Genomic DNA, 26,821 nt, shown 5'->3' on the forward strand with positions numbered 1-26,821 from the left:
GTCCTATGAGTTGAGGGTTAGTTGATGATGTTCAAATCTTCGTTCGCGATGTTCAGCCCGAGGATGACTTCCATGTCTTCGGGAAGGTCGTAGAAATCGGCGACGAGGCCGACCTTCTTGTCTTCGTCCTTCTGGTTTTCGAACTGGACTACGTCGTAAATCTTCACCGGAATCTTGATATCCGGGGTAATCGGGATTTCAATGGTCATGCCTTTGCTGATGGGCCCCTCGAGAATCTTGCCTTTGAACACGATGCTTTTCTCGTCTGCACCCACAGATGTTTTCTTCACGCGAAATACAGCCATTATACCTTAGCCATCTCTTATTGTCGGTTGATTTGTATTTGCGGCCTTGCAGGAGGCCCCGCATAAAAGTTAATTTTTTTATATGCCCCTTCAGGTTGGACGAATCCCTTTTTTGGTATGTGCACCGTTTTTCCATGAATTTCTCGGACGCGAAGATGAATGTGCCGGAGTGAAGTTCGTGGACGGCCCGCCGAGTGCCCATAGCGCGGGACTCAAGGAAGGGACGATCCATCTTTCTCCCGCATCGTCGATTACGTTTGCGCAGAAACCCGGGGCGTTCGTGCTTTCGCCGTCGCTTTGCACGTCGTGCTCCTTCGAGGTCCGCTCGGTCAAGCTCTTTTCGCATTTCCCGATAGAGGATCTCGGTGGCCGTAACGTCCGTCTTACGTCGCAGAGCAGGACCTCTGTCGCGCTCCTGCGGATTCTTCTCGAAATGCGCTACGGGGTTTCGCCGTTCTACTGCGAAGGCCTTTCGGCAGAGGCCTCGGACGATGCCTGCCTTTTGATTGGCGACCTCGCGCTCGAAGAGAACGCCCGCGGTCGTTTCCCCTACAGCTACGATCTCGGGACGCTCTGGCAGGAATGGCAGGGACTCCCGTTCGTGTTTGGCGCATGGGTCATCTCGAAGGCTGCGCTCGTGCCGCAGTTGAGACCGCTGCTCGAAAACTACCTGCGGCAGACGGAAGCGGGAATCGAGAGCTTCCGGGCCGATGTCTCGGGCGCGCTCGATCGCTGGCTTGCCAGGTACCCGGTCGACCTTCCGCGCGGGGTCCTGGAAGATTATTACAGGGTGCTCGACTACCGTTTTACCGACGAGCGCAAGGAATCGCTTTCCCTGTTTTTTGAACTCGCCGCCCGAAAGGGGATTGTCGAAAGCGCCCCGAAACTCGAATTCCTCTAGTTTTTGGGCGCGAAAGCGCCTCTTCTTGGCCAATCGGAGTTGTCGCAGTGGCGTTTGTCGGCTCAAGAATATAGATTAGGGGAAAAGGAGTCCAGGATTATGCTCGAAGAAAAGATTCTCATAGTGGATGACAGTGCGGAGACGCTCCTGCAGATGCAGGAGCTTTTGACGCAGGTGGGTTATAACGTGGCGACGTGCAACTCCGGCGAGGAGGCCCTGGATTACCTCGACAAGGAGAGGGTGGACCTTGTGCTGCTCGATATCAGCATGCCGAGTCTCAACGGCTACGAGGTGTGCTTGCGCATTCGCCAGCGCTATGCGCTCGACGACCTCCCCATCATCTTCCTCACGAGCCGGGAAGACAGCGATAGCATTACCAAGGGGTTCCATGCGGGTGCATCGGACTTTGTTTCCAAGACGTCGATTACCGAAATTCTGCTTGCGCGCGTAAATGTGCATATCCGGCTTTCGCGTTCCCTGCGCTACCTGCGTGATATTTCCCTGACCGACGACTTGACGGGCGCCTACAACCGCCGCCACGGGATGTATTCCCTGCGCGAATGGTTCGCACGCAGCAAGCGCTATGGGACTCACTTCTCGCTGATCTATTTCGACCTGAACGGCTTGAAGCAGATTAACGACGACTATGGCCACCAGGCGGGCGACCTCTTGCTCCGTGCCGTGGTGAGCGCATGCAAGAAGCTCCTGCGCGAATCGGACATGCTGTTCCGCATGGGCGGAGATGAATTCATGGTGCTTTGCCCCGATACCGACAAGCGCGGGGCCTTCATCTGCGCCGAACGTATGCAGGAGGCCGTGAAGGCGGTGACGATTGTGGACAAGAGCGCATCCTTTGCCTACGGTGTTGCACATTCCAGCGACGACTACCGCGAAATGGACGAAATGCTCCACAGCGCGGATTTCGCGATGTATGAATGCAAGAAGAAAATGCGGAAGTGACTAGTCGCGGTTGCTGGCGGCATCAAGCAGTTTTTTTAGCTTGTCTGCTATCGTAGCCCAGTCGCCTTGTTGCATCAACTTGACATTGAAGATGCTGGCCCCGAACGATACGAGGTTGCTTCCCGCCTTGAAGTAATTTTGGACGTTATCCGCGTTTACTCCGCCGCATGCCATGAGCGGGATGTCGCGGAAGGGGCCGCGCAGCGCCTTGATGTATTCGGGCCCGCCGACGCAGTTTACGGGGAAAATCTTGACGGCGGAAGCACCGAGGTCGAATGCCTTTTGCACTTCGGTCGGCGTGAGCGCACCTGGAATGATGGGGACGCCCGCCGTGCACGAGAGACGGATGATTTCGTTTCGGGTGTTGGGCGTGACGATGAATTCTGCTCCTGCGGCAAGCGCCTTCTCGAGGTCGCTCCCGTGCCGGACAGTGCCCGCTCCGACGGTGATGCCGTAGGGCTTTGCGCATGCCTTCAGCTTTGCGATGATGTCCGTGGCGCCTTCCGTGTTCATTGTCACTTCGATGGCCTTGAGCCCACAGTTTGCGGCTGTCTTTGCACATGCCTCTTCGGCACCCTTGGGAATGTCGCGGAGAATGCCCACGACCGGCATCGGTTTTAAGAATTCAAGCAGGTCCATGCCCTAAATATACAAGAAAAAACGGAAAAAGGACAGGGGCCTATTCGAATCTCAAGGCTTCGATGGGGTCGAGCCTGCTCGCCTTCCTTGCAGGGTACCAGCCGAAGAATACCCCGGTGACAAAGCACACGGCAAAGCTCACGACGACGCTCGTGATGGAGACGCTCATGGGCATGTTGAAAAAGTTCTTCACGACTTCGGAGGCGGCGATGCCGAGCGCAATCCCGATGATGCCCCCCAGGAGGCTGATGATGACGGATTCGAACAGGAACTGGAACATGATGTCGCGGCCGCGCGCGCCGATTGCCATGCGTAACCCGATTTCCTTGGTGCGTTCGGTCACGGAAACATACATGATGTTCATGATCCCGATGCCGCCTACGAACAAGCTGATTCCCGCGATGATGGTGAGCACGAGCGAAATCAGGTCGGAGGTGCTCGTGATAGTCTGTATCATTTCCTCTTGCGTGAAGATCCGGAACGGGTCCGTGGGCCTGGTCCAGCCGCGGCGCTCTTTCAATATGCCCATGATTTCTTCGGTCGCCTTGTCGGCGTAGCCTTCGCCGATGGAGTTCGCGTAGATTTGCCGGATATTTGTTGTCGCCGAAAACCTTCGCATCACGGTCTGGTACGGAGTGAATATCACGTCGTCATTATCTTGTCCAAAATCGCCGGAGCCCTTTGATTTCAGGGTACCGATGACCTTTAGCGGGATGCTCTTGTAGCGGATTGTCTTTCCGATGGGGTCCTCGTCGGGGAAGAGGTTCTTTACGACGGACTGCCCGATGACGCATACCTTTGCCATGCGGTCGGCCTCGTCGTCGAACATGACCCCGTCCTCGATTTCGTAGTTGCGTATCTTGAGGTAGTCTGCCGATACGCCGCTCAGGGTGGTGGGGGAGTTGTTGTTGCCTACAATCGCCTGCCCGCCGACCGTGACCATCGGGGACACCCCGTCGATGTAGGTCGCCTGCTCGCGGATGGCGATTAGGTCGGCTTCCTCGAGCATTTCGGAAGATTCCATCTGCACGCCGCCGCGCCTGTCACGGTTCGGCATGATGATGACGGCGTTCGAACCCATCGCTGTCATCTGTTCCTTGATGGAAATGCGCGAACCTTCGCCCATCGCGACCATGGTGATGACGGCCGCGACACCGATGACGATGCCGAGCACCGAGAGGAAGGTGCGCATGCGGTTGCGCAACAGTGCGCGGAGAGCGATTTTTGCCAAGGTAAGTGGAGCCATCGTCAATTATCCATTATCCATTATCAATTATCAATCATCAATCATTTCTGGTGGCGGCAGGGCCTCGAAGGCGGCTTTCGCGTCCTGCACGTTCTCGTTGATTACGTCCTTCTTGATGAGTCCGTCACGGAGCGTGATGGTGCGCCCGCTGAAGGTCGCGATGTCGGGCTCGTGCGTTACGAAGGCGATGGTTTTCCCCTGGCGGTTGAGTTCCTGGAAAATCATCATGATTTCGTAGCTCGTGCGCGTGTCGAGGTTCCCGGTGGCCTCGTCGGCGAGGATGATGACCGGGTCGTTCACGAGTGCGCGCGCGATGGCGACACGCTGCTGTTGGCCGCCCGAAAGCTGGTTCGGCACATGGTTCATGCGTTCGGCAAGCCCGACCCTTTCCAGGGCCTCGATGGCGCGGCGCCTCCTTTCGGATGCGCTCACTCCCGAATTGTACAGGAGCGGCAGTTCCACGTTCTCGATGGCGGTCGTGCGGTTCAGCAGGTTGTAGCTCTGGAATACGAACCCGATTTTCTTGCTCCTTATGCGTGCGAGCGCGTCGCGCTTGAGCTTTTCGGTATGCTCGCCGTCCAGTATGTAGTGCCCGGAGGTGGGGCGGTCCATGCACCCGAGTATGTTGAGCATCGTCGACTTGCCCGATCCGCTGGTCCCCATGATGGTCACGAACTCGCCTGGATGTATATTAAAGTTTACACCGCGCAGCGCATGTACGGTCTCGTCGCCCATCTTGAAGTCGCGACGGATGTCCTGTATCGAAAGTATGGGGCTTTTTTCACTCATTTTCGTCATTTTAGATGTCTTGGCGCATATTTCCGTTGCACGGGGGGTAGAAGATAATATATTTGTGGTTGATGTGTGGCGAAAAACTGGCCCAAAAGCCGGGGTGATTTTCGTCACTATTTCTTTTTTTGCTAGCTTTTGTAATAATAATGTATTTTTCCCTCGTTGAACGTATCTTGACGTTTGATAATGACTTGGAGATTTTTTGATGGATAATAAGGTACCGCAAGGCGCTACTGCGAAACCGGAAGATGACGAGATCGACATTCTCGAAATTCTGGTGTTCTTGAAGAGCAAGTGGAAGTTCTTGACGATTTTCCTTGTTTTGGGGCTTTTTGCAGGTGGCGTTGCTTCCATGTGGATGCGTCCCGCGTACAAGAGCGATATCCTTCTGCAGGTGGATGTTAAGGGCAACAAGTCGTCCAAGGCGCTTGGCGAAATGGGTGCCCTCCTGGATGTATCTACCCCCTCCGAAGCAGAAATGCAACTCATCAAGAGCCGCATGGTGCTCTCTACGGTCGTCGATGAGCAGCGCCTCTGCTATTCGGCCGTACCGCTGGACAAGGTCGACCGCCTTTTGCACAGGGAAGGCCGCATGGACCTCGAGTTCCTGAGCATCCCGCGTGCCGTATCCGAGGCGAAAATCAAGATCAAGGCCCGTGTGCTGCCCGATTCCACCAAGTTCGAACTCCTGGGCGAGGACGATGCCGTATTGCTGAAGGGCGAGGTCGGGGAAACCTACAGGCAACCCTATGCGGGCGATACGCTTGCCATTTGCGTGCGGTCCATGAAGGCCCGTCCGGGCCAGACCTTCCTCCTGGGGGCGACCCATCCTCAGATGGCGGTTGCCGGTCTCCTGGGTGGCCTGAGCGTCTCGGAAGAGGGCAAGAATTCCGGGATTATCCGCGTCTCGATGCAGCACGCCTACCCGGACCGCGTGGCGGATATCCTGAATTCCATCGCGAATACCTACCTCAAGCAGAATATCGAAATGCGTAGCGCCGAGGCGAAGAAAACCCTCGACTTCCTCGAGGAACAGCTCCCCAGCGTTAAGGCAAAGCTCGATTCTTCCGAACAGAAGCTTACCTCGTTCCGCAATGCGAACGGGACTATCGACCTTTCGGGTGAAACGCGCGTACACCTCGAAAAGGACGTGAGCCTCCAGCAGCGCCTGCTCGAACTTGAACAGAAGAAGCAGGAAGCCCTGCGCCTGTTCCAGGCGGAACACCCGACGGTCCGTACCATCGAGCAGCAGCAGGCTAGGCTCTATGGCGAACTTGCGAAGCAGAAGAAGGCGGCGGACAAGCTCCCCAAGACCCAGCAGGAATTCCTCTCCCTGCAAGAGGAAGTGGAAGTCAACAACAAGCTTTACACGAACCTCCTGAACAATATCCAGCAGCTCCGCGTGGTGCAGGCGGGTGAAGTCGGAAACGTGCGTATCGTGGACCAGGCCTACGTGCCCATAAAGCCTGCGAAGCCGAACCGCAAGCTGATTTTTGGCGGTGTCGCCTTGGCGTTCCTCCTCCTTGGCTGTGCCATCGTGCTCGTGCGCCGCATGTCGCATAACGGTGTCGCGAGCAGTACCGAGGTCGAGCAGGCTACAGGTATCGGCGTGTACGGAAAGCTCCCGATGCTCGGCAAGGGCACCGAGAACAACGTGCTCGATCCGGTCGTGCACGAAAAGCCCGACGAACCGTTTGCCGAGGCGGTCCGTGCCCTCAGGACGGCGCTCGAGTTCTCGCTCTTTGCCGACGGCAAGAAGGTCCTTATGGTATCGGGCCTCATAGAGGGCGTGGGCAAGTCGTTCGTCTCGACGAACCTCGCATGCTCCTTTGCCATGTCGGGCAAGAAGGTTTTGCTTGTGGATATGGACCTGCGCCGTGGCCGCATGTTCAAGAAGGGCCACAAGGGCCTCTGCGAAATGCTCCGTGCCGAAAAGTTCGATGACGAGTACATCGAGATGGTTAGCGAGAACTACCACATCATCGGTTCGGGCAAGCGCGTGGTGAACCCGGGCGACCTCTTGAACAAGAACCGCTTCGGTACGTTCCTCGACACGTTCCGTAAAAAATACGACCTGATTATTCTTGATACCCCGCCTATATTCCAGTGCAGCGATGCGCTCCTGGTCGAAAAATATGCGGATTACCTTTTGTGCGTGCTGAAGCAGTCGGCGCATAGCATGGATAACATCCAGGAAGCGCTCTCTACCTTCGACCGCAGTACCGAAACACCTTTGCCCAAGGCCTTCGTGTTCAACAAGTGCGAACGTCATTCGGGTTACGGTTATGGTGGCTACTACGGCTACTATGGCTACAAGAAGTATTAACAACACAATAAGGAGAATAGATGAAAAAAGCAATCGCTCTTTCACTACTAGCCGGTAGTCTCGCCTTCGCCCAAAGCGGGTTGATGGGTGGGTCTGACGGTATCCACCAGCATAATGCCAGAACCCTCGGCCAGTGGAATTTTGTCATTGGCACGGGTGGTGACATTACTCTGGATAACTGGTCCCTTACTCGCGGTGGTCAGTACACCTCCAAGGGCAAGACCTATACCTTAAATCGCTGGGACTGGACTCTCGCCGGTAACTTCAATGCGGCAATCGGTCTTCTCGACTTCTTGGATGTCGGTGTGAGCCTCCCGCTCTACTACGACCACGCCAACGACGACGAAGGCCCGTCCGGTTACTATGACATGTGGACCACGAGCCGTGGCGACCTTGACCTCTGGTTCAAGGCTGGCGTCCCGTTCAGTGACGAGAGCATCTTCGGCCTTGCCGCCATGTTCGACTTCTACATCCCGACTGGCGAAAACTCCGTGGGTACGCGTCCGCGTCACGCCTGGTACCTGAACGATGAAGGCTACACCCATCCGTTCTCTGCCGACGCGTTTGCGATGGCCGCGACTCTCGAATTCACCTTGGACCTCACCAAGAAGAATATCCCCATCCGTTGGAACACCCATGCGGGCTTCGTGCTTGCTACCGGTGACGGACAGGCCAATACGCTTGTCTACGGTACGGGTATCAACTGGCTCCCGCTCTCCTGGTTGGACGCCTTCGTCGAATACTCTGGCGAATACCGCGTGCAGAAGACGGGTTACCCGCGTGACATGATGGCCGACCCGATGATCGTTACTCCGGGTCTCCGCTTCCACCTGCCCTGGAACATCGACTTCGCCATGGGTCTCGATATGTCCGTCCGCGCCCTTACCAACATCGGCTACGATTGGAAGGAAGAGATGGAAGATGTTGAGAAGTTCACGGTCCGCTACATCGATGAACGCGGCAACAAGGTCACCTACGGCTACGTTCCGACCCCGCGCTTTGCCGGTACTGCTGCCCTTACCTGGCGCTTCGGCGGCAAGGACAAGGATGAAGACAGCGACGGCATCAACGACAATAACGACAAGTGCCCGCATACACCTTCTGGCGCTGTTGTTGATTCTACTGGCTGCCCGCTCGATGGCGACAAGGACGGCGTTCTCGATGGCTTCGACAAGTGCCCCGGCACTCCGGAAGGCGCAACGATCGACTCTGTCGGCTGCCCGATCGATACGGACAAGGATGGCGTTTACGACGGTCTTGACAAGTGCCCCGAAACCAAGGAAGGCGCTAACGTCGGCATCAACGGCTGCGAAGGCGACTTCGACGGCGACGGCGTGGAAGATTCCTTCGACCGCTGCCCGAACACCAAGCAGGGCGTGCCTGTCGATTCCACGGGTTGCCCGAAGGATAGCGACAAGGACGGCGTGACCGACGACATGGACAAGTGTGCCGATACTCCGGCTGGCTTCACTGTCGATTCTACCGGCTGCCCGGTCGACAACGACAAGGACGGCATCCCGGATGCTCTCGACAAGTGCCTCAACACTCCGGCTGGCCTCCCGGTTGACTCCGTGGGCTGCCCGGCTGACGCTGACAAGGATGGCGTGCCCGATGCCCTCGACAAGTGCCCGAACACCAAGCAGGGTGCCCAGGTGAACTCCGAAGGCTGCGAAGGCGACTTCGACAACGACGGTATCCCCGATGCTATGGACAAGTGCCCGAACACCAAGCAGGGCGTGCCTGTCGATACCGTTGGCTGCCCGGCCGACGCCGACAAGGATGGCGTGCCTGACTACCTCGACAAGTGTGCCGAAACTCCGGAAAACTACACGGTCGACAACACCGGCTGCCCGCTTGACTACGACAAGGACGGCATCCCGGATGCTCTCGACAAGTGCCCGAACACCAAGCCCGGCGTGCCTGTTGACTCCACGGGCTGCAGCAGCGACACCGACAAGGATGGCGTGGCCGATGGCATTGACCAGTGCGAAAACACTCCGTCTGGCGCCCAGGTCGACTCCGTGGGTTGCCCGCTCGATTCCGACAAGGACGGTGTGGCCGACTTCCAGGACAAGTGCCCGAACACCCTCGAAGGCGTGAAGATCGACGCTAAGGGCTGCCCGGTCAACAAGAAGGAAGACCTCGAACTCCTCAAGAAGGGTATCCAGTTCAAGACCGGTTCCTCCAAGCTGACCAAGGCGAGCTACAAGATCCTCGACGATATCGTCAAGCTCTTGAAGAAGGTCGAATCCGCGAAGCTCGAAGTCCAGGGCCACACGGACAACACCGGTTCTGAACAGACCAACAAGAAGATTTCTCAGGATCGCGCCGACATGGTTGCGAACTACTTCATCAAGAAGGGTATCGCTGCCGACCGCGTCCGCGCTGTGGGTTACGGTTCCGAGAAGCCGATTGCTGACAACAACAGCAAGAAGAATCGCGCCAAGAACCGCCGCGTGGAACTTGTTCCGTTCGAGTAATCGACAGCTGACATAAGTTCAAAAAAGGTGCCCGCAACCGCGGACGCCTTTTTTTCGTTAATGCGCACCGAAGGTGTGCGCATGCGCCTAATTGAAAATTAGGTGCGTGTCTTAAAAATGTTAAATTTTAATTGTGCTCCATTTCATCAAGTACAATGCCATTGGCATCGTAAACACGCTCATCACGCTTGCCGTGGTGTGGGTGCTGCACCAGTGGCTGGACTGGGGCAAGGAAATCTCGAATTTTTTGGGGTTTGTCGCGGGCGGCATCAACAGCTACCTCATGAACCGCATTTGGAATTTCAGGAGCAACAACCGCAAGCGAACGGAAGTCGTGCGGTTCCTCGTTGTCTTTTTGCTGAGTTACGCGCTTAATCTCGGGGCGCTCGAAGGAACTTCGTACCTGCTCGAGAATGCTGAGTGGTGCAGGCCGTTTACCGCATGGATTTCGCAGTTCATGAAGCCTACGTATTTCGCGAACGTAGTCGCGAACGTGGTCTACGTGTTAGCTAGCTTTATGCTGTACAAGAAGTGGGTTTTTAAGAAATGACTGGTGGTTTATAGCATGAATTGGATTGAAGGCAAGAAGTGTTCCGCGGAAGATGCCGCGGCGATGATTCAGGATGGCGATATTCTTGGCGTTTCGGGCTTTACGCTCGCGGGTTACCCGAAGGCGGTTCCCCTCGCGCTTGCGGCCCGCGCCGAAAAATTGCATGTCGCCGGCGAGAGCTTTCAGGTGACGCTCTATGCGGGCGCCTCAACCGGCGACAGCTGCGACGGGGCGCTCTCCCGCGCAGGTGCGCTCAAGCTGCGCATGCCCTACCAGAGCAACCCGAGCCTCCGCAAGGGCATCAACGACGGGAGCATCCGCTATATCGACGCGCACCTCGGCAAGATGGGCTACCTTGTGCGCACGGGCGCAGTTCCTGCGCCCACTGTCGCCGTGATAGAGGTGAGCGCTATACTGCCCGACGGCCGCGTGTGCCTTTCTACCTCGGGGGGGAATTCGGTATGCTACCTCGACATGGCGCCGAAAATCATCCTGGAACTCAATACCCGCCTGGGCGAGAGCTGTATCGGCATGCACGACGACGCCCTCCCGGAACTGCCCCCGCATGCGAAACCCCTGCCGGTCTATTCCGCAGGCGACCGCGTGGGTAGTGAATTTGTCAAGATTGATGTAAATAAAGTAATCGCAGTCGTCGAGAACGATGCCTACGACGAGGTGACCCCGTTTGTAGAACCCGACGACGTTTCCCGCAATATCGGCGAACGCATTCTCGATTTTATCCGGTTCGAAGAATCGCACGGCAGGCTCCCGAAGGGAATGGCCTACCAGAGTGGAGTCGGGAAGGTCGCGAATGCGGTCTTGTGCGCGATGGCGAACGACGAGCGTCTCGGGCGCATCGACCTGTTTACCGAGGTCATCCAGGAGGCTGTGCTCCCGCTACTCAAGAAGGGCAAGCTCGGTGTCGCCTCCGGTACGGCGCTCACGCTTTCGCAGGCCGCACAGCAGGAGTTCGTGCAGAACGCCGCCGACTGGAAAAAGCATTTCGTGCTCCGCCAGCAGGAAGTGAGCAACAGCCCCGACATCATCCGTCGCGTGGGCGTCATCTCGATGAACACCGCCCTCGAGGCCGATATCTTCGGGAACGTGAACAGCAGTCTCGTGTGCGGCTCGGCGATGATGAACGGCATCGGCGGCTCGGCGGACTTTGCCCGCAACTGCGCCCTCGGATTTTTCCTCACGCCGTCTGTCGCGAAGGGCGGCGCCATCAGTAGCATCGTGCCCTACGTGAGCCACGTGGACCACACGGAACACGACACGCAGATTTTCGTGACGGAGCAGGGACTTGCCGACCTCCGCGGGCTCGCCTCGGAAGACCGCGCGCGGCTCATTATCAAGAACTGCGCCCACCCCGACTTCCGCGAACCGCTGACCGATTTCCTGGAATACGGCCTCAAGCATGCGAAGGGCAGGCACCTGCCGCTCGCGCTCGATCGCGCCTTCGAGATGCACAACCGCTTCCTCGAAACCGGGAAAATGCTCTAGGAAACGCTCCGTTTCCGCATCATTCGCATTTGGAATGCCCGATTTGCGGGAAAAATCTTCCGCATGTAAGAAAATTATTATATCTTTAGGATGGGTGTGTGACTCCGCGTTTATACGTTCATGGGGCGTCTTGATGGGTACACGAAAAGAAAAGAGTTTTGCGTTTTTGTGGGCGCTCGTATGTGCGCTCTCTTTTGGGGTTGTCGCGTGTGGCGACGAGGCGTCGCCTACTGGAGCCGAAACTCCGGACTCCTCTTCTGCCGCGCCGGAGGGAGGGGATTTTTCTACAGCATTTTCTTCTTCGTCGTACTATTATTGGGGATTTTCTTCGGGTGCTGTAATCGGCACGCAGCCGGGTGATTCCCTAAAGCCGGGCGATACCCTTGAGCTGGCCGATTCCATTTCCCATGATACGGATTGGGTCGTGTATCCGGATTCTATCTATCATCTCAGCCGTCTTGCTGTTGACGGGCGCTTGTCCGCCCTGTTCGCCTTGTCTCCGAACTCCTCGATGAAGATTGAATATCTGCAGACGCTGACCGACTTCTCCGTGAACGGGGTGGATTCTGGAAGTGCTTCCGTTATCGAGGCTTTTTTACCGATCACTTACTGGAAGCCCTATGTCAGGGTGACGGTCGATGGCGTCGCTCTCGATTTCCAGGGAGCGCAGGTCGCAGGGCTTTCGCTTTCGGCGTTGGGTGACTTGTCTTCGAGCGATACGGTGAAAGTGGATTTTGTTTCGACCGCCGAACTTTCGCGTGCCGAAACCCTTGTCGCTGCGGGGCAGACGCTGGCCACGGCGATGGAGCAGGCGTCAACAGAGGTCTTGCGCGCGTTCCGCATGGACGATTTTACCGACTTGCCGGAAGAGGAAGTGGCAGCACGTTTCCTCGCCATCCACCTGCTTGCTTCTTCGCGCGTGGTGGTGGGCGATGGGTTTTCGTTTGCGGATATCGTGGACGACATCGCGGATGACGGACTCTGGAATGATTCGGCTGCACGTGCGGCAGCTGCCGACTGGGCTTTGCGCGCGGATGCGGAAGATGCCTTTGCCGGTGTCCGCAAGTGGCTCTCTGCCCAGGCGCCGTCTGTTCCCGATTTCGAAAAGTACCTGCGCCTGTTCTACCAGAAGGAACTCGGGCTTCCCGAGTGCAGTAGCGAAAATGCGGGGACGATGCTCCACGTGGGGAATGTCGCTAGCCGCTACTTTGTCGCGGACGAATCGGACTTCTCGAAAGTTCAGGACCGGTTTGTCTGCGAGATTGCTGGCGGCGTAGGGCTTGCTTCCGATTCCTTGAAGGACGTATCTGCCTTCGGTTCGGGCTCGGATGGCGAAGTGCGCCCGGGAGCGTTTAGCGGCAACATCTTCTATACTTACGATGCTTCGACAAAGGCATGGCGCCATTCGACAGAACTCGAAAAGGATTCTTACTTTGTCCAGATGTCGGCGACGAGTACTTTTGTCGACATCCAGGATGTCTATGACGGGCTCAAGGACAACGAGCGCGTTATCTTCGTGATTCGGCACGGCAAGCGTGGCGACGACACGAGCATCTCCGGGACGCTTACTTCTGACGGCAAGGAGCAGGCGCGCGATTTGGGCAAGCGGCTCACGAAGCATAGGCAAGATTTCCTGTTGGGGGCTTCCGAGTTCCTGCGCGCCCACCAGACTGTGGAATACATAGCGAAGGGACGCGGCCAGCAGTCCGACATTCGCGATACCTTCCCGGAACTCAACGACAACTGGTACGAGAAAAACCACGAGGCGAGCGAGAAGGCGAAATCCGAATGTGGCGGTGGCTGGGAGCTGACCTCCAAGTATGCCTACACGGGAGCCTATACGACGGGCGAGAATGCCGCGTTCTACAAGCTGGACGAACGCTCCGTGGAACTGATTGTGGATGTGCTCCTCGCGAAGTACAACGACCCGTCGCAGCGGTTCGTGATGCTCAGCTCGCATGACAAGGTGATGGTTCCCCTGGTCGCCTACTGCACGAATTTCAAGGTGAACCTCCGCAAGTACGACGGCGGAAAGTGGCTCAATTATCTCGCGGGAGTAGCCATTATTGTCGACGAGCTCGGAAATAGGCGCTATGTGCCCGTCAAGGGCCTGGATTCTGCCTTCATGTAGTTGAAATCCGGTTGTAAATTACTATTGTTCATTATTATGAAGACGATATGGCCTATTGTACTGATCGCCTTTTTTTTGGCATCTTGTGGATCCGACAACCCGGCATCCGAAGGTTCTTCTGTGGACGATCCTTCCAGCGGGTCCGCTGCGCTTTCTAGCGGTGGCCATTCGCATGGCGGCCACCATGGCAGTTCCAGCTCGAGTTCCGTGAAGGCTGAACCCATCTCCGCGGTGGGCGATTCCCTGATTGAAGATACGACTGCGGTCCTGAGCAAGAACGACCTGCCCGCCTGCACGCCCGATAAGGAAGGGGAGTCCTTCTATGTCGAGAGCGAACATGTCCTTTATTTCTGCCTTGAGAAGGAATGGTTCCCCTCCGAGACGGTCGAGTCGCTTTTCAAGATTGGTTGCCACAATGGCGTGTTGACCTTGGAGGCTCCGGGTGCGGAAGAGGAAGAAGAGGAATCTTCCGGCCAGGGCCAGTCGAACCCGTGGGGATTCTTCAATGGCGGCGGTAGTGGAACCTCTGCGCTCGATACGATGCCGGTGCGTTTGCCGGGAGCGCATATCGTTGGCTTTGCGGAGAAGGGCCCGTTCCGCTACGGGGCGTCGGTCAAGATCATCGAACTCGACAGCACGCAGAGGCTTGCCGATTCCAAGAAGATTCACAAGACCTGCATTACCGAGGCGGGCGGCAACTTCAGTTTCGACAGCGTCGACCTGGTGTCGCCGTACCTGCGCGTGGAGGCGAACGGCTACTTCCATAACGAACTGACCGGCGGGCTTTCGTCGCAGATGGTGACGCTCAAGGCGGTGGTCGACGTGACGGACCGCGATACGGTGAACGTGAACATGCTTACCCACATGGAAGCCCCGCGCGTATTGAAGCTTGTAGAGAATAGCGGCAACAACCAGCCGATCCGTGCGGTGAAGGCCCAGGCCCTGAAGGAAATCCTCTCTTCGTTCGAGATTAACCTGGGCGAATCTTCGGGCGGCGGAAACAACGGGTTCCCGTGGGGCTACGGGCAGCAGCAACAGTCTACGGTTACGACCGACGGACGTTTTGCCGAAGACATCAGCCTGTTCGATGGCGATGAATACAGCGCGGCGCTCCTTGCAGTTTCCATCATGATGCAAAGGAACGGCTCTGGCAACGACATGCTCCAGTACACTTCGGGCATTGCCGAACGCATCAAGGGCAACGGCAACTGGGACGACAACAATGCGAAGGCGGACCTCGCCGACTGGCTCATGGTGCTCGATACGAGCGGCTCGTATGCGACTATCCGGAATAATATCGCTAGCTGGAAGCGTGGCGATGTCCCCGACTTCGAGAAACACCTGCGCAATTTCTGGACCGGCATCTACCAGTTCGGCGCCTGCAACTCTATGACGGCAGGGACCGTGAAACACGTGAACAACAGCCTGAGCAAGTACTTCATTTCGTATTACGAACAGCCCGAAGGCCCGCGCACGCGCTTTATTTGCGATGCCGAGACGCACCGGTGGCGTGCGGCGACCGATATCGAGAAGGATACGGTGGGTTTTGGCAAGGGCGATTACGACGGACAGATCAAGGCCGGAAAGATCAATGCGGATAAATTCTACGTGTACGAGCAGAGTAAGGGCAAGTGGCGTGCGGCTACGTCCGACGACATCATGGAATTCGAGGATATCGGGGATGTGTACGCCTCGCTTGCTCCGGGAGAAAAGGTCATCTTTATCTTGCGCCATGCGGAACGTACTGACGATACGGGCAAGAAGGGCCACCTGACGGATAACGGCAAGAAACAGGCGAAGACCGTGGGCGAGAAGCTCAAGGGTGATGCCATCGTGTTCGCGAATTCTACCTACACGCGCAGCTACGAGACTTGTGAGAATGTGGCGTCTGGCGCGGGAGTGTCGCCGTTTGTTTCCGATACCATCAAGGATCTGGATGGCGAATGGTACGTGAAGGACGAATCCAAGTATGACAGCTACAAGAATTCCGATGGCGGCGGCTGGGTTGTGGCGTCCGCATACGCCTACAAGGGCGCCTATGCCGATGCGTTCTACGACTTCGACAAGCGTAGCGAGGAATTCCTCACGGGCGTCGTGAAGCCGAGGTTTGCAAGCGTGAATCGCGTGGGAGTCTGGATTTCGCATGACATGTTTGTTGCCCCGATTACCGCCTACTGCACGGACAAGAAGGTGAACTTGCGCTATTTCGATACCAAGAGCTGGATCAACTACCTTGCGGGTGTCGCCATCATCATGGGCACCGACGGCAAGATGCGCTATGTTCCGGTCAAGGGGCTTTCTTCCGGGACAATGACGATGTAAACATCGAAGGGGGTGGTGCGTGAAATTCAGGAACCTGCTTGCAGCTCTCGCCGTCGCATGCGTTGCGCCGTTCCTGGTTTCGTGCGAGGACGATGCGACCGGCGCGTCGGAGGTCTCTTCGGACAAGGTAAAAGAAACTGTTCGCGATTCTGTCGTGGTGCGCGACTCCGTTGTCATCCGTGATTCGGTTGTCATCCGCGATTCCGTTGTCTTGCGCGACAGCGTGCGCGTGATCGATAGCGTACGGGTCAGGGATAGCGTGCACGTGGTGGATAGTCTCAATGTCAAGGACAGCGTGAACATTGTGGATAGTGTTCGCGTGGTCGATAGCGTTCAGGTTGTCGAACCGCATGTCACCGCCTTTGTCCCGCTCAGGAATGTGCTGGACAGCCTCGCCGAGGGCGAGAAGATTGTTGCCGTATTGCGCCATGCCGAACGGGGCAGCGATTATTCTTCGACAGGGCCCCTGAATGACGAAGGGGTGCAGCAGGCGCTGTCGTTTGGCGAAAAGCTCAAGGGCGACTTTGATATTTATTTTGCGGCATCTCCCGCCACGCGGACGCACCAGACCTGCAGCAACATCGCGAAGGGCCGAGGCCAGGCCGATACGCTTGCCGACACGCTCGAATTTTTGGGCGGCTCGTGGTTCGTGAAAGATACGGTCCTCTACAATCAGTACAAGGATGACCATGGCGGAAGCTGGAAGGTGACATCCAGGTGGCTTTACGATGGTCGCTATGCCGACGCGTTCTACGAACTTTCCCCGCGCGTTGCCGAGTACCTGGACGATAACATTGTTCCCGCATTCGAGCGATCCGGAAAAAGAGTGGGGATATTTATTTCGCATGACTTGCTTGTTATTCCGGTTGTCGCCTTAGTTTCGGACAACAGCATAGACATGAATTATTACACGTCGAAAAAGTGGCTGAATTATCTTGCGGGTTTTGCTATAGTTCTAAAACCCGACGGGAAGCGCCGGATTTATGCGGTGAAGGGGCTCGATGCGGGGACAATGAAGAAAGAATAGGTGCGGATGGATATGAAAAGGTGGTATGTTGGATGTTTGGCGGCCGTAATGGCTGTTGTGCTTGTTGTGGGCTGTAGCGACAGCAACGGCTTTATGCCCGGCGGTGAGAATGGTTCCCATGAAACTGTCGAAAAAATTGACGCCCCGCTCTTTGTCTATGAAATTCTCGCGGAACGGGCTGCGGAGGACTCGACCTCTGTCGACATTCTGGACATGTTGTCCGAGCCGCGTGTGGAACAACTTCTGATGAACCACGTTCCCGAGGAACTGGTGCATGTGCAGGCGAAGCGCGAAGCGGCGGCCGCCTTCGGGATTGATTCCGTGCAGCTTGCAAGCGATTCCGGCGCGGTGATGCTTGCCGTCTCGGCGATGGTGCAGAACCGTGCTAGCAAAGAAGAGACGCAGAACTTTATCCATAATCTTGGGGAGGACCTGAAGGGGGACGGCGTATGGAACGACCCGAACTGGAAAATCAGGATTGCGGACTGGGTCGTGGGGCTTGATTCCAGCTGGAAGTATAACGATGTCCGCAACAACGCGGCCCCGTTCTATGGCGGGAACGTCCCTTACTTCGAAAGATACATGCGCGAGTTTTTTCCGATAGCCTACGGTTTTGAGCCGTGTGACGCCTCGAATGCGGGGAAGGTCACGTACGTGAACCAGGGCCAGAGTGTCTATTACGCGAACGACTACGAACATGCGGACCATTCGAGGGTGCGCTTCATTTGCGATGCGAACGGATTCCAGTGGCGCGTCGCGAATGCCATCGAGAAGGATACCGCGGAATTCGGTGCCGGCGAATACGACCGCGAGGTGCGTGAAGGCCGCGTGAACCACGACAACTACTACATATTCGACGGGGGCAAGTGGCGCGTCGCGACCCCGCAGGAGGCTGACGGCTTTACCGACCTCGTGCAGGTTTACGCGAACCTCAAGTCGGATGAAAAGGTGGTGTTCATCATCCGGCACAGCGAACGCACGAACGACACGGGACCGGGTGGCCACCTGACTGACAACGGGAAGAAATATGCCCGCGACCTGGGCGCGCGCCTCGCGAAAGCCGGGGCGGAGGATTTCTACTTCGGGTATTCGGGCTATACGCGCACCTACGAGACTTGCGAAGGCATTGCGCAGGGCAAGGGACAGGCAAACTACAGCATCGAACAGCTCAGTTACATGAATGGCGACTGGTACGTGAAGGATGCCGACAAGGCGGACGCCTACGTGAATTCCGATGGCGGTGGCTGGGTGGTGTATTCCAAGTACGGGTTCACGGGCGCCTATCCCGATGCGTTCTACGACCTGGAAACACGCAGCGAGCAACTGCTCAAGGACCAGATTCTCGCGAACATCGGGAGCATGAAGCGCGTGAACGTGATGTGCACGCACGACTACCTGGTAGTGCCATTGCTTGCCTACACGACTGACGGCCATGCGAACGTGCGCTACTACGAAAAATACCACTGGGTCAACTACATGGCGGGTGTCGCGATGATTATTTCTGCCGATGGTTCCGTGCGCTATGTCCCTGTCAAGGGCCTCGAAACGGGAATAATGTAACTGCGACAGTAAAAAAAGATATATTAAAAAAAACGGCGCCATATGAATTTTTCGCGGATAACTGGGCTACAGGGAATCGGAGTGATTGTCGCGGCTGCAGTCGTGCTGGAACTTGCTGCTGTCGTGCAGTATGTTTCCATGAGGAACGCCATCTCCTCGCAGGTGGAAGAAATGGCGCAGCGCGACCTGAAGGCCACCAACCATATCGTCGAGGTGAAGCGCATTGCGGAAGATGCCATTGCCGGCGTATTGCCCGAGGTGGAGCGCCTGCTTTCCCTGGGGCAGGAGGATTCCCTGCATCGTGCCCTGCGTAGAGTCGTGAGCGAACATCCCGAAATCGTGGGTGTCGACTTTGCCCACCGCGTGGGCGAAGACGGCGTGCGCAACGGGTACTTCACCTTCGTAGACGAATCGACCGGGAACATCGCGGATACCGTCATAGGTTTCGACTACACGGAACGTTCCTGGTACCGCGACGGCATCGTCAGTGACGGATTCTGGAGCGAGCCCTACATGAGCCGCTATTACGTTATCCTCATGTCCACGTACTCGCGTGCCGTGCGCGATGACAAGGGGAATGCGGTTGCCGTCATCGGCGCGGATATCCCCATGCACGAGCTTTCGTCGCTCTCCGTGCAACTCTATGAAAACCAGCAGCGCGCCCTGTTGCCTGTTGTCGCCTTCCAGCTGTTTGGACTGTTGCTTCTCGGGATCATCGTTTACAGGAGCATCCGGAGTGCGCGCCGCCTGAACGACGCAAACGCCGAAAAGGAATTCATGAACAGGGAGCTGGACATTGCGAGCCGCATCCAACTGGCGATGTTGCCCGGGAAGACCTATGTCGACGATTGTCTCGAAATTGCGGGGAGCCTCGTGCCTGCAAAGCAGGTGGGCGGCGACCTTTATGACTACGTTATACGCGACGGCAAATTGTTCTTCAGTATCGGTGACGTGTGCGGCAAGGGTATTCCGGCTGCTATCTTCATGTCCATGACGCAGGCGGTATTCCGTTCCGCCGCATCGCATCTGAACGATCCGTCGCGTATCGTGCACAGCATGAACAAGCAGGCAAGTCGCGGAAACGAGACGGGCATGTTCGTCACGCTCTTTGTAGGCGTTATCGACCTTGCGACAGGAATGTTGCGCTACTGCAACGCGGGGCATGAACACCCGCTGGTTGTGACGGGAAAATCTGTCCGGACACTCAATGCGAAATCCAGCCTGCCTATTGGCGCGATGGAAGAAACCCGCTATGTGGAGCAGGAAACTCAACTTGTTCCGGGCGACATGGTGATGCTCTTTACCGACGGGCTGACCGAGGCGATGAATTCGGAAAATGCATTGTTTGGCAGGGAGCGTGTCGCCCGTGTAATTAGAGGGGAATCTCCGCAGCAACTGCTCGACAACATGTCGCAATCGGTCGCGGACTTTGTGTGCGGTGCCGAGCAGAGCGACGACCTCACGATGCTTGCCATCCGCTACAAGGGTGCCGCACGGTAATAAGCCTAAAAGAAAAACCTCTCCGCTGGGGAGAGGTTTTCGTGGATGATGCAGGGGTCGAACCTGCGACCCGCTGATTAAGAGTCAGCTGCTCTACCAACTGAGCTAATCATCCGAAGGTCTTTCGACGGGCTCAATTATAGAAAAATTTTGCATCGTGGCAAGGGGTCTGGTGGCAAGTCCTGAAAAAATATAGAGGCAGACTGGGCGTGCCGAGGTTATATTTATGTATATATATGGTGTGCCCGCCTAAACCCGTTAGACGTCAAGAGGTTGGAATGAAACGGTTTGCATTGCCCGCTGCGCTGCTTCCCGTGGTTATGGGTCTCGTTACCTACGGTTCCGGCTACCAGCAGTGGAACAAGCTGAACCCGGCAAAGGGTGTCTACGACTGGAGCGGGCTGGAAGAACTGCTGGATGCGCTTGCGGCGCACAACATGGGCTACGCCCTGCGCGTATTTCCGCATTCCCAAGGGGACGTTCAAGGACGAAAGTTCGCAGGAGTTTGCTTTTACATATAAAGTTGCAGCGGGGGAGGAAAACGTTGCGCCCCTGCCGGGCGTTTCCGTGGCGCTTTCGCTCTACGAGAGCGAGGATGCCTTCAGGGGCGGAAAGGACCCGACCGTCCGTTTCGATAACGAGGGCCTCCAGAAAAACAACAAGCTGCTGCTGAAACCGTAGCTTTTTCAGAATCTGCCCACTCTTGTTTCTCTAAAAAAACTATCTTTACCCGCGTTGATTTTTATCAAACAGTTCACTTAATTAAATGGACACATTCCTATATGAATGAAACAGTACAGAATACAGCCGATTCCGCAGTAGCCCCGGCCCCCGCCGCGGCCCCTGTCGCCGAAGAAGCTGTGCAGCAACCGGCTATCGTTGCAAGCGAACCGGCTGCCAAGGTGAAGGGCAAGTTCGACGAACAGCTCGGGCTCATGCTCCCCTCCGACGCAGCCCAGGTCCAGGCGCAGCTTTCCATGCCGGGCACGAGCGATGACATGGTTTACAAGATCGTGGAAACCCACGGCGGTAACCATGCGGTTCTCTACAAGACTTACGACCAGGCAGTGATTGCCCGCGACGTGCGCGATTCCATCGAGAACGCCGCCGGCCACAAGGTCCTCCCCATCGCGAAGGCGAAGCTTGGGTCCACCTACTGCAAGGGCGAATACTCCACCGAACAGGGCTGCAAGGGCGATTCCGACACCTTCGGCATCGGTTCCCTGGTTGAATTCCAGGCTACCGGTCTCATAGTGGTGATGGTGGTGATTATCGGCCTCACGGTGCTCTGCTACCTCATGAACTTCATCATGGCGAAGCTCGGCCTCAACAAGATCAAGGCTCCGGCACCCGCGGTCAAGGCTGCTCCTGCTGCCGCCGCCGCTCCGAAGACGATCGCCCCGGCCCACTGCGACTGGGACCCGAACGCGAAGAGCGTCCACCCGGGCTTCACCAACAAGCAGCTCCAGGCCTTCCTCGGCATTGCCGCCGTGGCCGCCCTGGAAGAACACCCCGGCATGAGCAACGATACGTTCCTTGCCCTGGTGACCGCCGCTGCGACCCAGGCCATCGGTCAGCCTTGCCGCGTGACCGCCTACAAGAACATTAACTCCCCTGCTTGGACGATTGTCAAGTAAGGTCAACTTTTAAAACTTAACAGGCTTATAAGCCAGGAAAAATCAAAATGAAGAAAACAGTCCGTATCAGTTTCGAAGGCAAGACCTACGACGTCGAAGTAGAAGTTCTTGATTCCGCCGTCGCCGCCGCTCCGGCAGCCCCGGTCGCCGCTGCCCCCGCTGCCGCTCCTGCCGCAGCTCCCGCCGCAGCCGGTGGTACCGAAGTGAAGTGCCCGCTCGCCGGTTCCGTGTTCAAGCTGAAGGTCAAGGTCGGTGACAAGGTCGAAGCCAACCAGGAAGTGGCCATCATCGAAGCCCTCAAGATGGAAAACCCGGTCGTCGCTCCGTGCGCCGGCACCGTCAACTCCATCTCCGTCAAGGAAACCGATACCGTCGTCGACGGCCAGACCCTCATGACCATCGCCTAAGAGGTACAGATAAATGAGTTCACTCTTAAATTCGGTCGTCGAGTTCGCGTGCGATACCGGATTCGCATATGTCACCGGCCCCATGGTGATTATGTGGATCGTGAGTTTCGTGCTGATGTACTTGGCGATTGTCAAAAAGTATGAGCCGCTGCTGCTCTTGCCGATTTCCCTCGGCGCACTGGCGGTGAATATCCCGAGCGCCGGGTTCTACGATGGCGGCTGGAGCATCGAAGGTATGTTCACGCCGACTGCCGGCCTCTACTACTACATCAGCCAGGGTATCCACCTGGAACTCTTCCCGCCCATCATCTTCTTGGGCGTGGGTGCCATGACGGACTTCGGACCGCTTATCGCCAACCCGCGTACGCTGCTTCTCGGCGGTGGCGCCCAGTTTGGTGTGTTCGCGACCATGTTCTGTGCCGTGGCTCTCGGTGGCTTTACTCTCGGTGAAGCGGCCTCCATCGGTATCATCGGCGGCGCCGACGGTCCGACCTCCATCTTCACTGCGAACAAACTTGCAAAGCACCTCATTGGACCTATCGCCGTGGCGGCCTACACCTACATGGCTCTCGTTCCGCTCATCCAGCCGCCTATCATGCGCCTGATGACCAACGACAAGGAACGTAAGATCCGCATGAAGGCTCTCCGTCAGGTGAGCAAGGCCGAACGCATCGTGTTCGCCGTGATGGTGATGATCGTCTGCATCCTCGTGGTGCCCGACGCTTCTGCACTTATCATCATGCTCATGCTCGGCAACATCTTCAAGGAAGCCGGCGTCGTGGAACGTCTCGTGAAGACTTCTTCCAACGAACTCATGAACATCGTGACCATCTTCCTCGGTACTTCCGTGGGCCTCACGATGTCTGCCGACATCTTCCTGAAGCCGCAGACCCTCATGATTATCGCCATGGGCGTTGTCGCCTTCGGTTTCTCGACCGCGGCCGGCCTCTTCCTCGCGAAGATCATGAACTGGTGCTCTCCGAAGAACCCCGTGAACCCGCTTATCGGTTCTGCTGGCGTGTCCGCCGTGCCGATGGCTGCACGTGTTTCCCAGGTGGAAGGTGCCAAGTATGACCCGCAGAACTTCCTCTTGATGCACGCTATGGGCCCGAACGTGGCTGGCGTTATCGGTACCGCAGTCTGCGCTGGTTACATGATTTCCAGGCTCTCGTAGTTTGGACCCTATCGCCACAAGTGGCTCCAGGGTGACAGAGAATGAATGTCATTCTGGAGGGGCGAAGCCCCGATAGAATCAAGGAAAGCCCTCGGCAATGCGCCGGGGGCTCCTTTTTTGTTCTATAGAATTCCCACTTTTGTTTTTTACTTTAACAAAAATCTTTCTACTATAATCAGAAGTGGCGAAATTTGTTTAAAATCGCCATTTTTGTTTTAACAAAAATGTTGCGCGCATGCCAGCATAAATCTATCTTATAGTCATGATGAAATCAGTTGTTGAATATAAAGACTACCGCGAGTATGTGCTCGACTACTACCGCGAACGCAAGCGCACCTCGGCTTTCACGTGGCGCGAGTTCGCGAAGATTGCCGGGTTCGCATCGGGGTCGTACTTGAAGCTGGTTTGCGACGGCAAGACGCGTCTTCGGGAAGAAGGAGCGAAGAAAACTGCGCTTGCTATGGGGTTGCTCGGCTTCGAGTACGACTACTTTATTTTGATGGTGCGCTACGAAGGCGCGAAGACGGAGCGCGAAAAGAAGAAATGTTTTGAGGAGATGCAGGCGCTGAGCGAAGCCCACCATGTGAAAATCCTGGGCAGCGACCTGTACACCTTCTACGAAACCTGGAAGCATTCCGTGGTGCGCGAGCTGGCGGTTGCCATGCCGGGAGCGAAACCACACGAGATTGCGAAGGCCTGCAGACCCGCAATTTCGGCGGCCGACGTGAGTGCAAGCCTGAGTTTCCTCATGAAGGCGGGGCTCCTTACGCGCGACATCAAGGGCAATTACCACCAGACGAACCGCTCGCTTACGACAGGCCGCCTGAACGTGGTCGCCGTTGCGGTGCATTCGCTGCTGCGGCAGATGGGCGAATTCGCGCTCGATGCCCTCGACAAGTTGCCGATTTCGGAACGCCACTTCAGCGGGATTACGATGGGCGTGACCGCAGAAACCTACGCGAAGGTTATAGAAGAACTTGCGCGGTGCCGCAAGCGCATCGTGTCGCTAGTCGCCGACGAGCCGCATCCAGATAAGGTGTGCAGACTCAATTTCCAGTTTTTCCCGCTGACGGAGAATTTAAAACGCGTCCAGGGGACGCCGGGTAAAGGAGAATAAAGTATGTTTACCAAAAAGGATTTGAATATGAAGAAATGGATTCTGCCGACGCTTATGCTCGGGTCGATTCTTGTGACCGCCTGTTCCGACGGCCGGCAAACCACCGGTACGAGCGAGGAGTCCGAGGGTATCACCGCGGTCAAGGACTGGGAAGTGGCGGGCGTGTCGCAGAAGGGTCCGTTCGTGACGGGTTCCGCGGTGACCGTGCAGGAACTCGACGGCATTACGCTCAAGCAGACGGGCAAGAGCTTCAAGGGAACCATCAAGAGCGACAAGGGCGACTTCGCCATCAAGGATATCAATCTGCAGTCGCAGTACGCCATCCTCGAGGCGTCGGGCTACTACCGCGACGAGATTACGGGCAAGAAGTCTACGGGCACGGTGACGCTCCGCGCGCTGACCGACCTCACCAAGCGCAAGACGGTGAACATCAACCTGCTCACGCACCTGGAATACGAACGCGTGATGTACCTTGTCACCGAGAAGAAGATGTCCATTGCAAAGGCGAAGGCTCAGGCGGACGAAGAAATACTCGCGGCGTTCGGCATCGATGTCGACTTCGGCAAATCCGAAGACCTGAACATCTTCGAGTCGGGCGACGGCAACGCGGCGCTGCTCGCCATCAGCGTGCTGATGCATGCGGATGCCGACGTGGCGGGCCTCACCGAGCGCATGGGCGAGTTCAGCATCGCGATTGCGGAAGGCGGCGACTGGGAAGATGCCGATACGAAGGCCGTGATTGCGGACTGGGCGTGCGATGCCGACCTCAAGGGCACACTCGCGAACGTGCGCGACAATGTCGAAGGCTGGAAGTATGCGGATTCCGTGCCCGCCTTCGAGAAATACGTGACGAACTTCTGGTGGGACAACTACGGGCTCGGCCAGTGCACATCGAAGCGCGAGGGCGATACCAAGCGCAACGTGAACAAGCTGAGCAAGATGTATAACGAGTACTTCGTCTGCGAAGGCGGACGCTGGCATATTCCGGGTGAAGAACCGGCCTCTTCCAGTTCCGGAAACGAGCCCGGCAGCTCGTCCGTCGATTCGGGAGAACCTGTTTTCGGAGAACTGACGGATGCCCGCGATGGTCGTGTCTACAAGACTGTGAAGCTCGGGTCGCAGGAATGGATGGCGGAAAACCTGAACTATGCCGCCGAAGGCAGTCTCTGCTACGAAAATGACGAAAAGAATTGCGAAAAATATGGCCGCCTCTATAACTGGGAAATTGCCCTGGATACCTCGAACAGGGGATGTGGTGACAACTTCTCCGGGTGCAGGCTCCGTAGCGATTTCCACCCCCGTGAGGGGATATGCCCCGATGGCTGGCATGTGCCGGAACACGCGGAATGGGACACGCTGTTTGCGTATGCCGATGCCCATGGCGAAGGCGAAAGTGCCGGGGATGCCTTGCAGGCGTATTACCGGGATGATTATCTCGAAAAGACGTTTTCCACGGACCGCTTCGGCTTCAATGTGCTCCCTGCGGGCGTGTTTAATGGCAAGGAATTTTCGGGGCTTGGAACGTCATCGGAATTCTGGACGGCCTCGATAGAAACGACGGATTGGCTGAGCTATATTTCGATTACACCCTCGACTATCCATTTCGTCAAGGGTTCCGGATCCAATGTGTATATGACGCATATCAGCCATGCCGTTTCTGTCCGCTGCGTCAAGGGACAGGGCGGGAAAAGGAACGGCTATGATTTTGATGCCCCGCGATACGAGGAGGACTTGCCGGAAGAAGTAGGCTTTATCCAGGATTATGTTTCGGATAAGGATCGCAGGGCATGGGATGACGACTCGCTCATGACATTCTGGTATGTCCGCCATATAACGGGTACGGAAAGCGTGCATACGAGCGGCAAAAATTATTCGCAGTATGTGTCCGTTTCTCTGGAGGATGATGCCAGGGATAGCCTGGATCAGTTCAAGGGCGTGCTCGAGGAAAACGGGTTTGTCTACGTGAAGTCGGATTCTATCGGCCAGGCGACGTATAACGGGAGGGACGGCATTTACTTTATGCATGAGGTGGCGACAAGCGATTCGAAGGTCCGTCGCGATTATTATGAAAAGGAAACCGCCAAGGCGAAATACGTAATCGTGGTCCTTGTCGGGGCGAATGTCTCGGCAGGAGAAAGTTTGACGGTGTTCAGGTATGGCTACTCCATAGAAGTCCATACTTACTATAAGCCAAAGTCGTAATACAGGTCGCCCCGCCAATGAGCTGAACCCAAAAAGTTGGAC

Annotated in this window: 21 protein-coding genes and 1 tRNA gene; 17 read left to right on the top strand and 5 right to left on the bottom strand. The window is 56.6% G+C overall.

Translation table 11 applies throughout. The features are described from left to right. Positions 1-17: 17 nt before the first annotated feature. Complete coding sequence (locus B2952_RS06345; protein ID WP_173365044.1) at positions 18-305, bottom strand: hypothetical protein; 288 nt, start codon at positions 303-305, stop codon at positions 18-20. An 82-nt stretch (positions 306-387) separates the two neighbouring features. Here B2952_RS06345 and B2952_RS06350 point away from each other — a divergent pair, with 82 nt between their 5' ends. Both B2952_RS06350 and B2952_RS06355 read left to right on the top strand, forming a co-directional pair. After that, on the top strand, positions 388-1,206 hold the full coding sequence (locus B2952_RS06350) for a menaquinone biosynthetic enzyme MqnA/MqnD family protein (RefSeq protein ID WP_290735433.1): 819 nt from the start codon (positions 388-390) through the stop codon (positions 1,204-1,206). Between the two features lie 99 nt (positions 1,207-1,305). After that, positions 1,306-2,166 (top strand): GGDEF domain-containing response regulator, encoded by an 861-nt coding sequence (locus B2952_RS06355; RefSeq protein WP_290735436.1) that lies wholly within the window; start codon positions 1,306-1,308, stop codon positions 2,164-2,166. On the opposite strand, the gene B2952_RS06360 is transcribed toward B2952_RS06355, so the two are convergent. The 3 genes from B2952_RS06360 to B2952_RS06370 are packed head-to-tail and all read right to left on the bottom strand — an operon-like array spanning position 2,167 to position 4,840. Beyond that, the gene (locus B2952_RS06360; RefSeq protein WP_290735439.1) at positions 2,167-2,805 is read right to left on the bottom strand and encodes a bifunctional 4-hydroxy-2-oxoglutarate aldolase/2-dehydro-3-deoxy-phosphogluconate aldolase; all 639 of its coding nucleotides are present in this window, start codon (positions 2,803-2,805) and stop codon (positions 2,167-2,169) included. Between the two features lie 40 nt (positions 2,806-2,845). Further along, complete coding sequence (locus tag B2952_RS06365) at positions 2,846-4,051, bottom strand: ABC transporter permease (protein WP_290735442.1); 1,206 nt, start codon at positions 4,049-4,051, stop codon at positions 2,846-2,848. 30 nt (positions 4,052-4,081) lie between these two features. Further along, on the bottom strand, positions 4,082-4,840 hold the full coding sequence (locus tag B2952_RS06370) for an ABC transporter ATP-binding protein (protein ID WP_290725645.1): 759 nt from the start codon (positions 4,838-4,840) through the stop codon (positions 4,082-4,084). A 208-nt stretch (positions 4,841-5,048) separates the two neighbouring features. Between B2952_RS06370 and B2952_RS06375 the strand changes: the two genes are divergently transcribed. The 9 genes from B2952_RS06375 to B2952_RS06415 all read left to right on the top strand — a co-directional run bounded on the left by B2952_RS06375 (position 5,049) and on the right by B2952_RS06415 (position 20,242). Next, positions 5,049-7,169, top strand: coding sequence for a polysaccharide biosynthesis tyrosine autokinase (locus tag B2952_RS06375; RefSeq protein WP_290725647.1), 2,121 nt, complete (start codon positions 5,049-5,051; stop codon positions 7,167-7,169). 20 nt (positions 7,170-7,189) lie between these two features. Then, positions 7,190-9,649, top strand: coding sequence for an OmpA family protein (locus B2952_RS06380; RefSeq protein WP_290735444.1), 2,460 nt, complete (start codon positions 7,190-7,192; stop codon positions 9,647-9,649). A 133-nt stretch (positions 9,650-9,782) separates the two neighbouring features. Beyond that, on the top strand, positions 9,783-10,199 hold the full coding sequence (locus B2952_RS06385; protein ID WP_290735447.1) for a GtrA family protein: 417 nt from the start codon (positions 9,783-9,785) through the stop codon (positions 10,197-10,199). A gap of 15 nt (positions 10,200-10,214) precedes the next feature. Continuing rightward, complete coding sequence (locus B2952_RS06390) at positions 10,215-11,702, top strand: acetyl-CoA hydrolase/transferase C-terminal domain-containing protein (protein WP_290735450.1); 1,488 nt, start codon at positions 10,215-10,217, stop codon at positions 11,700-11,702. Positions 11,703-11,835: 133 nt separating this feature from the next. After that, positions 11,836-13,833 carry a histidine phosphatase family protein gene (locus B2952_RS06395; RefSeq protein ID WP_290735454.1) on the top strand — a complete coding sequence of 666 codons (1,998 nt, stop codon included), beginning with the start codon at positions 11,836-11,838 and terminating at the stop codon, positions 13,831-13,833. A gap of 75 nt (positions 13,834-13,908) precedes the next feature. Further along, on the top strand, positions 13,909-16,155 hold the full coding sequence (locus tag B2952_RS06400; RefSeq protein WP_290729320.1) for a histidine phosphatase family protein: 2,247 nt from the start codon (positions 13,909-13,911) through the stop codon (positions 16,153-16,155). A gap of 19 nt (positions 16,156-16,174) precedes the next feature. Next, entirely contained in the window at positions 16,175-17,182 is a 1,008-nt protein-coding gene (locus B2952_RS06405) for a histidine phosphatase family protein (RefSeq protein WP_290735456.1), read from the top strand. 48 nt (positions 17,183-17,230) lie between these two features. Beyond that, complete coding sequence (locus tag B2952_RS06410; protein ID WP_290735458.1) at positions 17,231-18,742, top strand: histidine phosphatase family protein; 1,512 nt, start codon at positions 17,231-17,233, stop codon at positions 18,740-18,742. Between the two features lie 42 nt (positions 18,743-18,784). Next, positions 18,785-20,242, top strand: a complete 1,458-nt coding sequence (locus B2952_RS06415; RefSeq protein ID WP_290735461.1) for a PP2C family protein-serine/threonine phosphatase — start codon at positions 18,785-18,787, stop codon at positions 20,240-20,242. 42 nt (positions 20,243-20,284) lie between these two features. On the opposite strand, the gene B2952_RS06420 is transcribed toward B2952_RS06415, so the two are convergent. Continuing rightward, a tRNA-Lys gene (locus B2952_RS06420) sits at positions 20,285-20,357 on the bottom strand. A 163-nt stretch (positions 20,358-20,520) separates the two neighbouring features. Here B2952_RS06420 and B2952_RS06425 point away from each other — a divergent pair. The 6 genes from B2952_RS06425 to B2952_RS06450 all read left to right on the top strand — a co-directional run bounded on the left by B2952_RS06425 (position 20,521) and on the right by B2952_RS06450 (position 26,779). Continuing rightward, positions 20,521-20,763: a beta-galactosidase gene (locus B2952_RS06425; protein WP_290735464.1), complete on the top strand. Its 243-nt coding sequence runs from the start codon at positions 20,521-20,523 to the stop codon at positions 20,761-20,763. A 261-nt stretch (positions 20,764-21,024) separates the two neighbouring features. After that, positions 21,025-21,879 carry a hypothetical protein gene (locus B2952_RS06430; protein ID WP_290735468.1) on the top strand — a complete coding sequence of 285 codons (855 nt, stop codon included), beginning with the start codon at positions 21,025-21,027 and terminating at the stop codon, positions 21,877-21,879. Positions 21,880-21,926: 47 nt separating this feature from the next. Next, entirely contained in the window at positions 21,927-22,286 is a 360-nt protein-coding gene (locus tag B2952_RS06435) for an acetyl-CoA carboxylase biotin carboxyl carrier protein subunit (RefSeq protein ID WP_073188184.1), read from the top strand. 13 nt (positions 22,287-22,299) lie between these two features. Beyond that, complete coding sequence (locus B2952_RS06440) at positions 22,300-23,460, top strand: sodium ion-translocating decarboxylase subunit beta (RefSeq protein WP_072809289.1); 1,161 nt, start codon at positions 22,300-22,302, stop codon at positions 23,458-23,460. 262 nt (positions 23,461-23,722) lie between these two features. Continuing rightward, positions 23,723-24,577: a TIGR02147 family protein gene (locus B2952_RS06445; RefSeq protein WP_290735471.1), complete on the top strand. Its 855-nt coding sequence runs from the start codon at positions 23,723-23,725 to the stop codon at positions 24,575-24,577. A gap of 27 nt (positions 24,578-24,604) precedes the next feature. After that, positions 24,605-26,779 carry a fibrobacter succinogenes major paralogous domain-containing protein gene (locus tag B2952_RS06450; RefSeq protein ID WP_290781538.1) on the top strand — a complete coding sequence of 725 codons (2,175 nt, stop codon included), beginning with the start codon at positions 24,605-24,607 and terminating at the stop codon, positions 26,777-26,779. Positions 26,780-26,821 lie beyond the last annotated feature (42 nt).

This window comes from Fibrobacter sp. UBA7003, from assembly GCA_002449765.1.
GTDB lineage: Bacteria > Fibrobacterota > Fibrobacteria > Fibrobacterales > Fibrobacteraceae > Fibrobacter.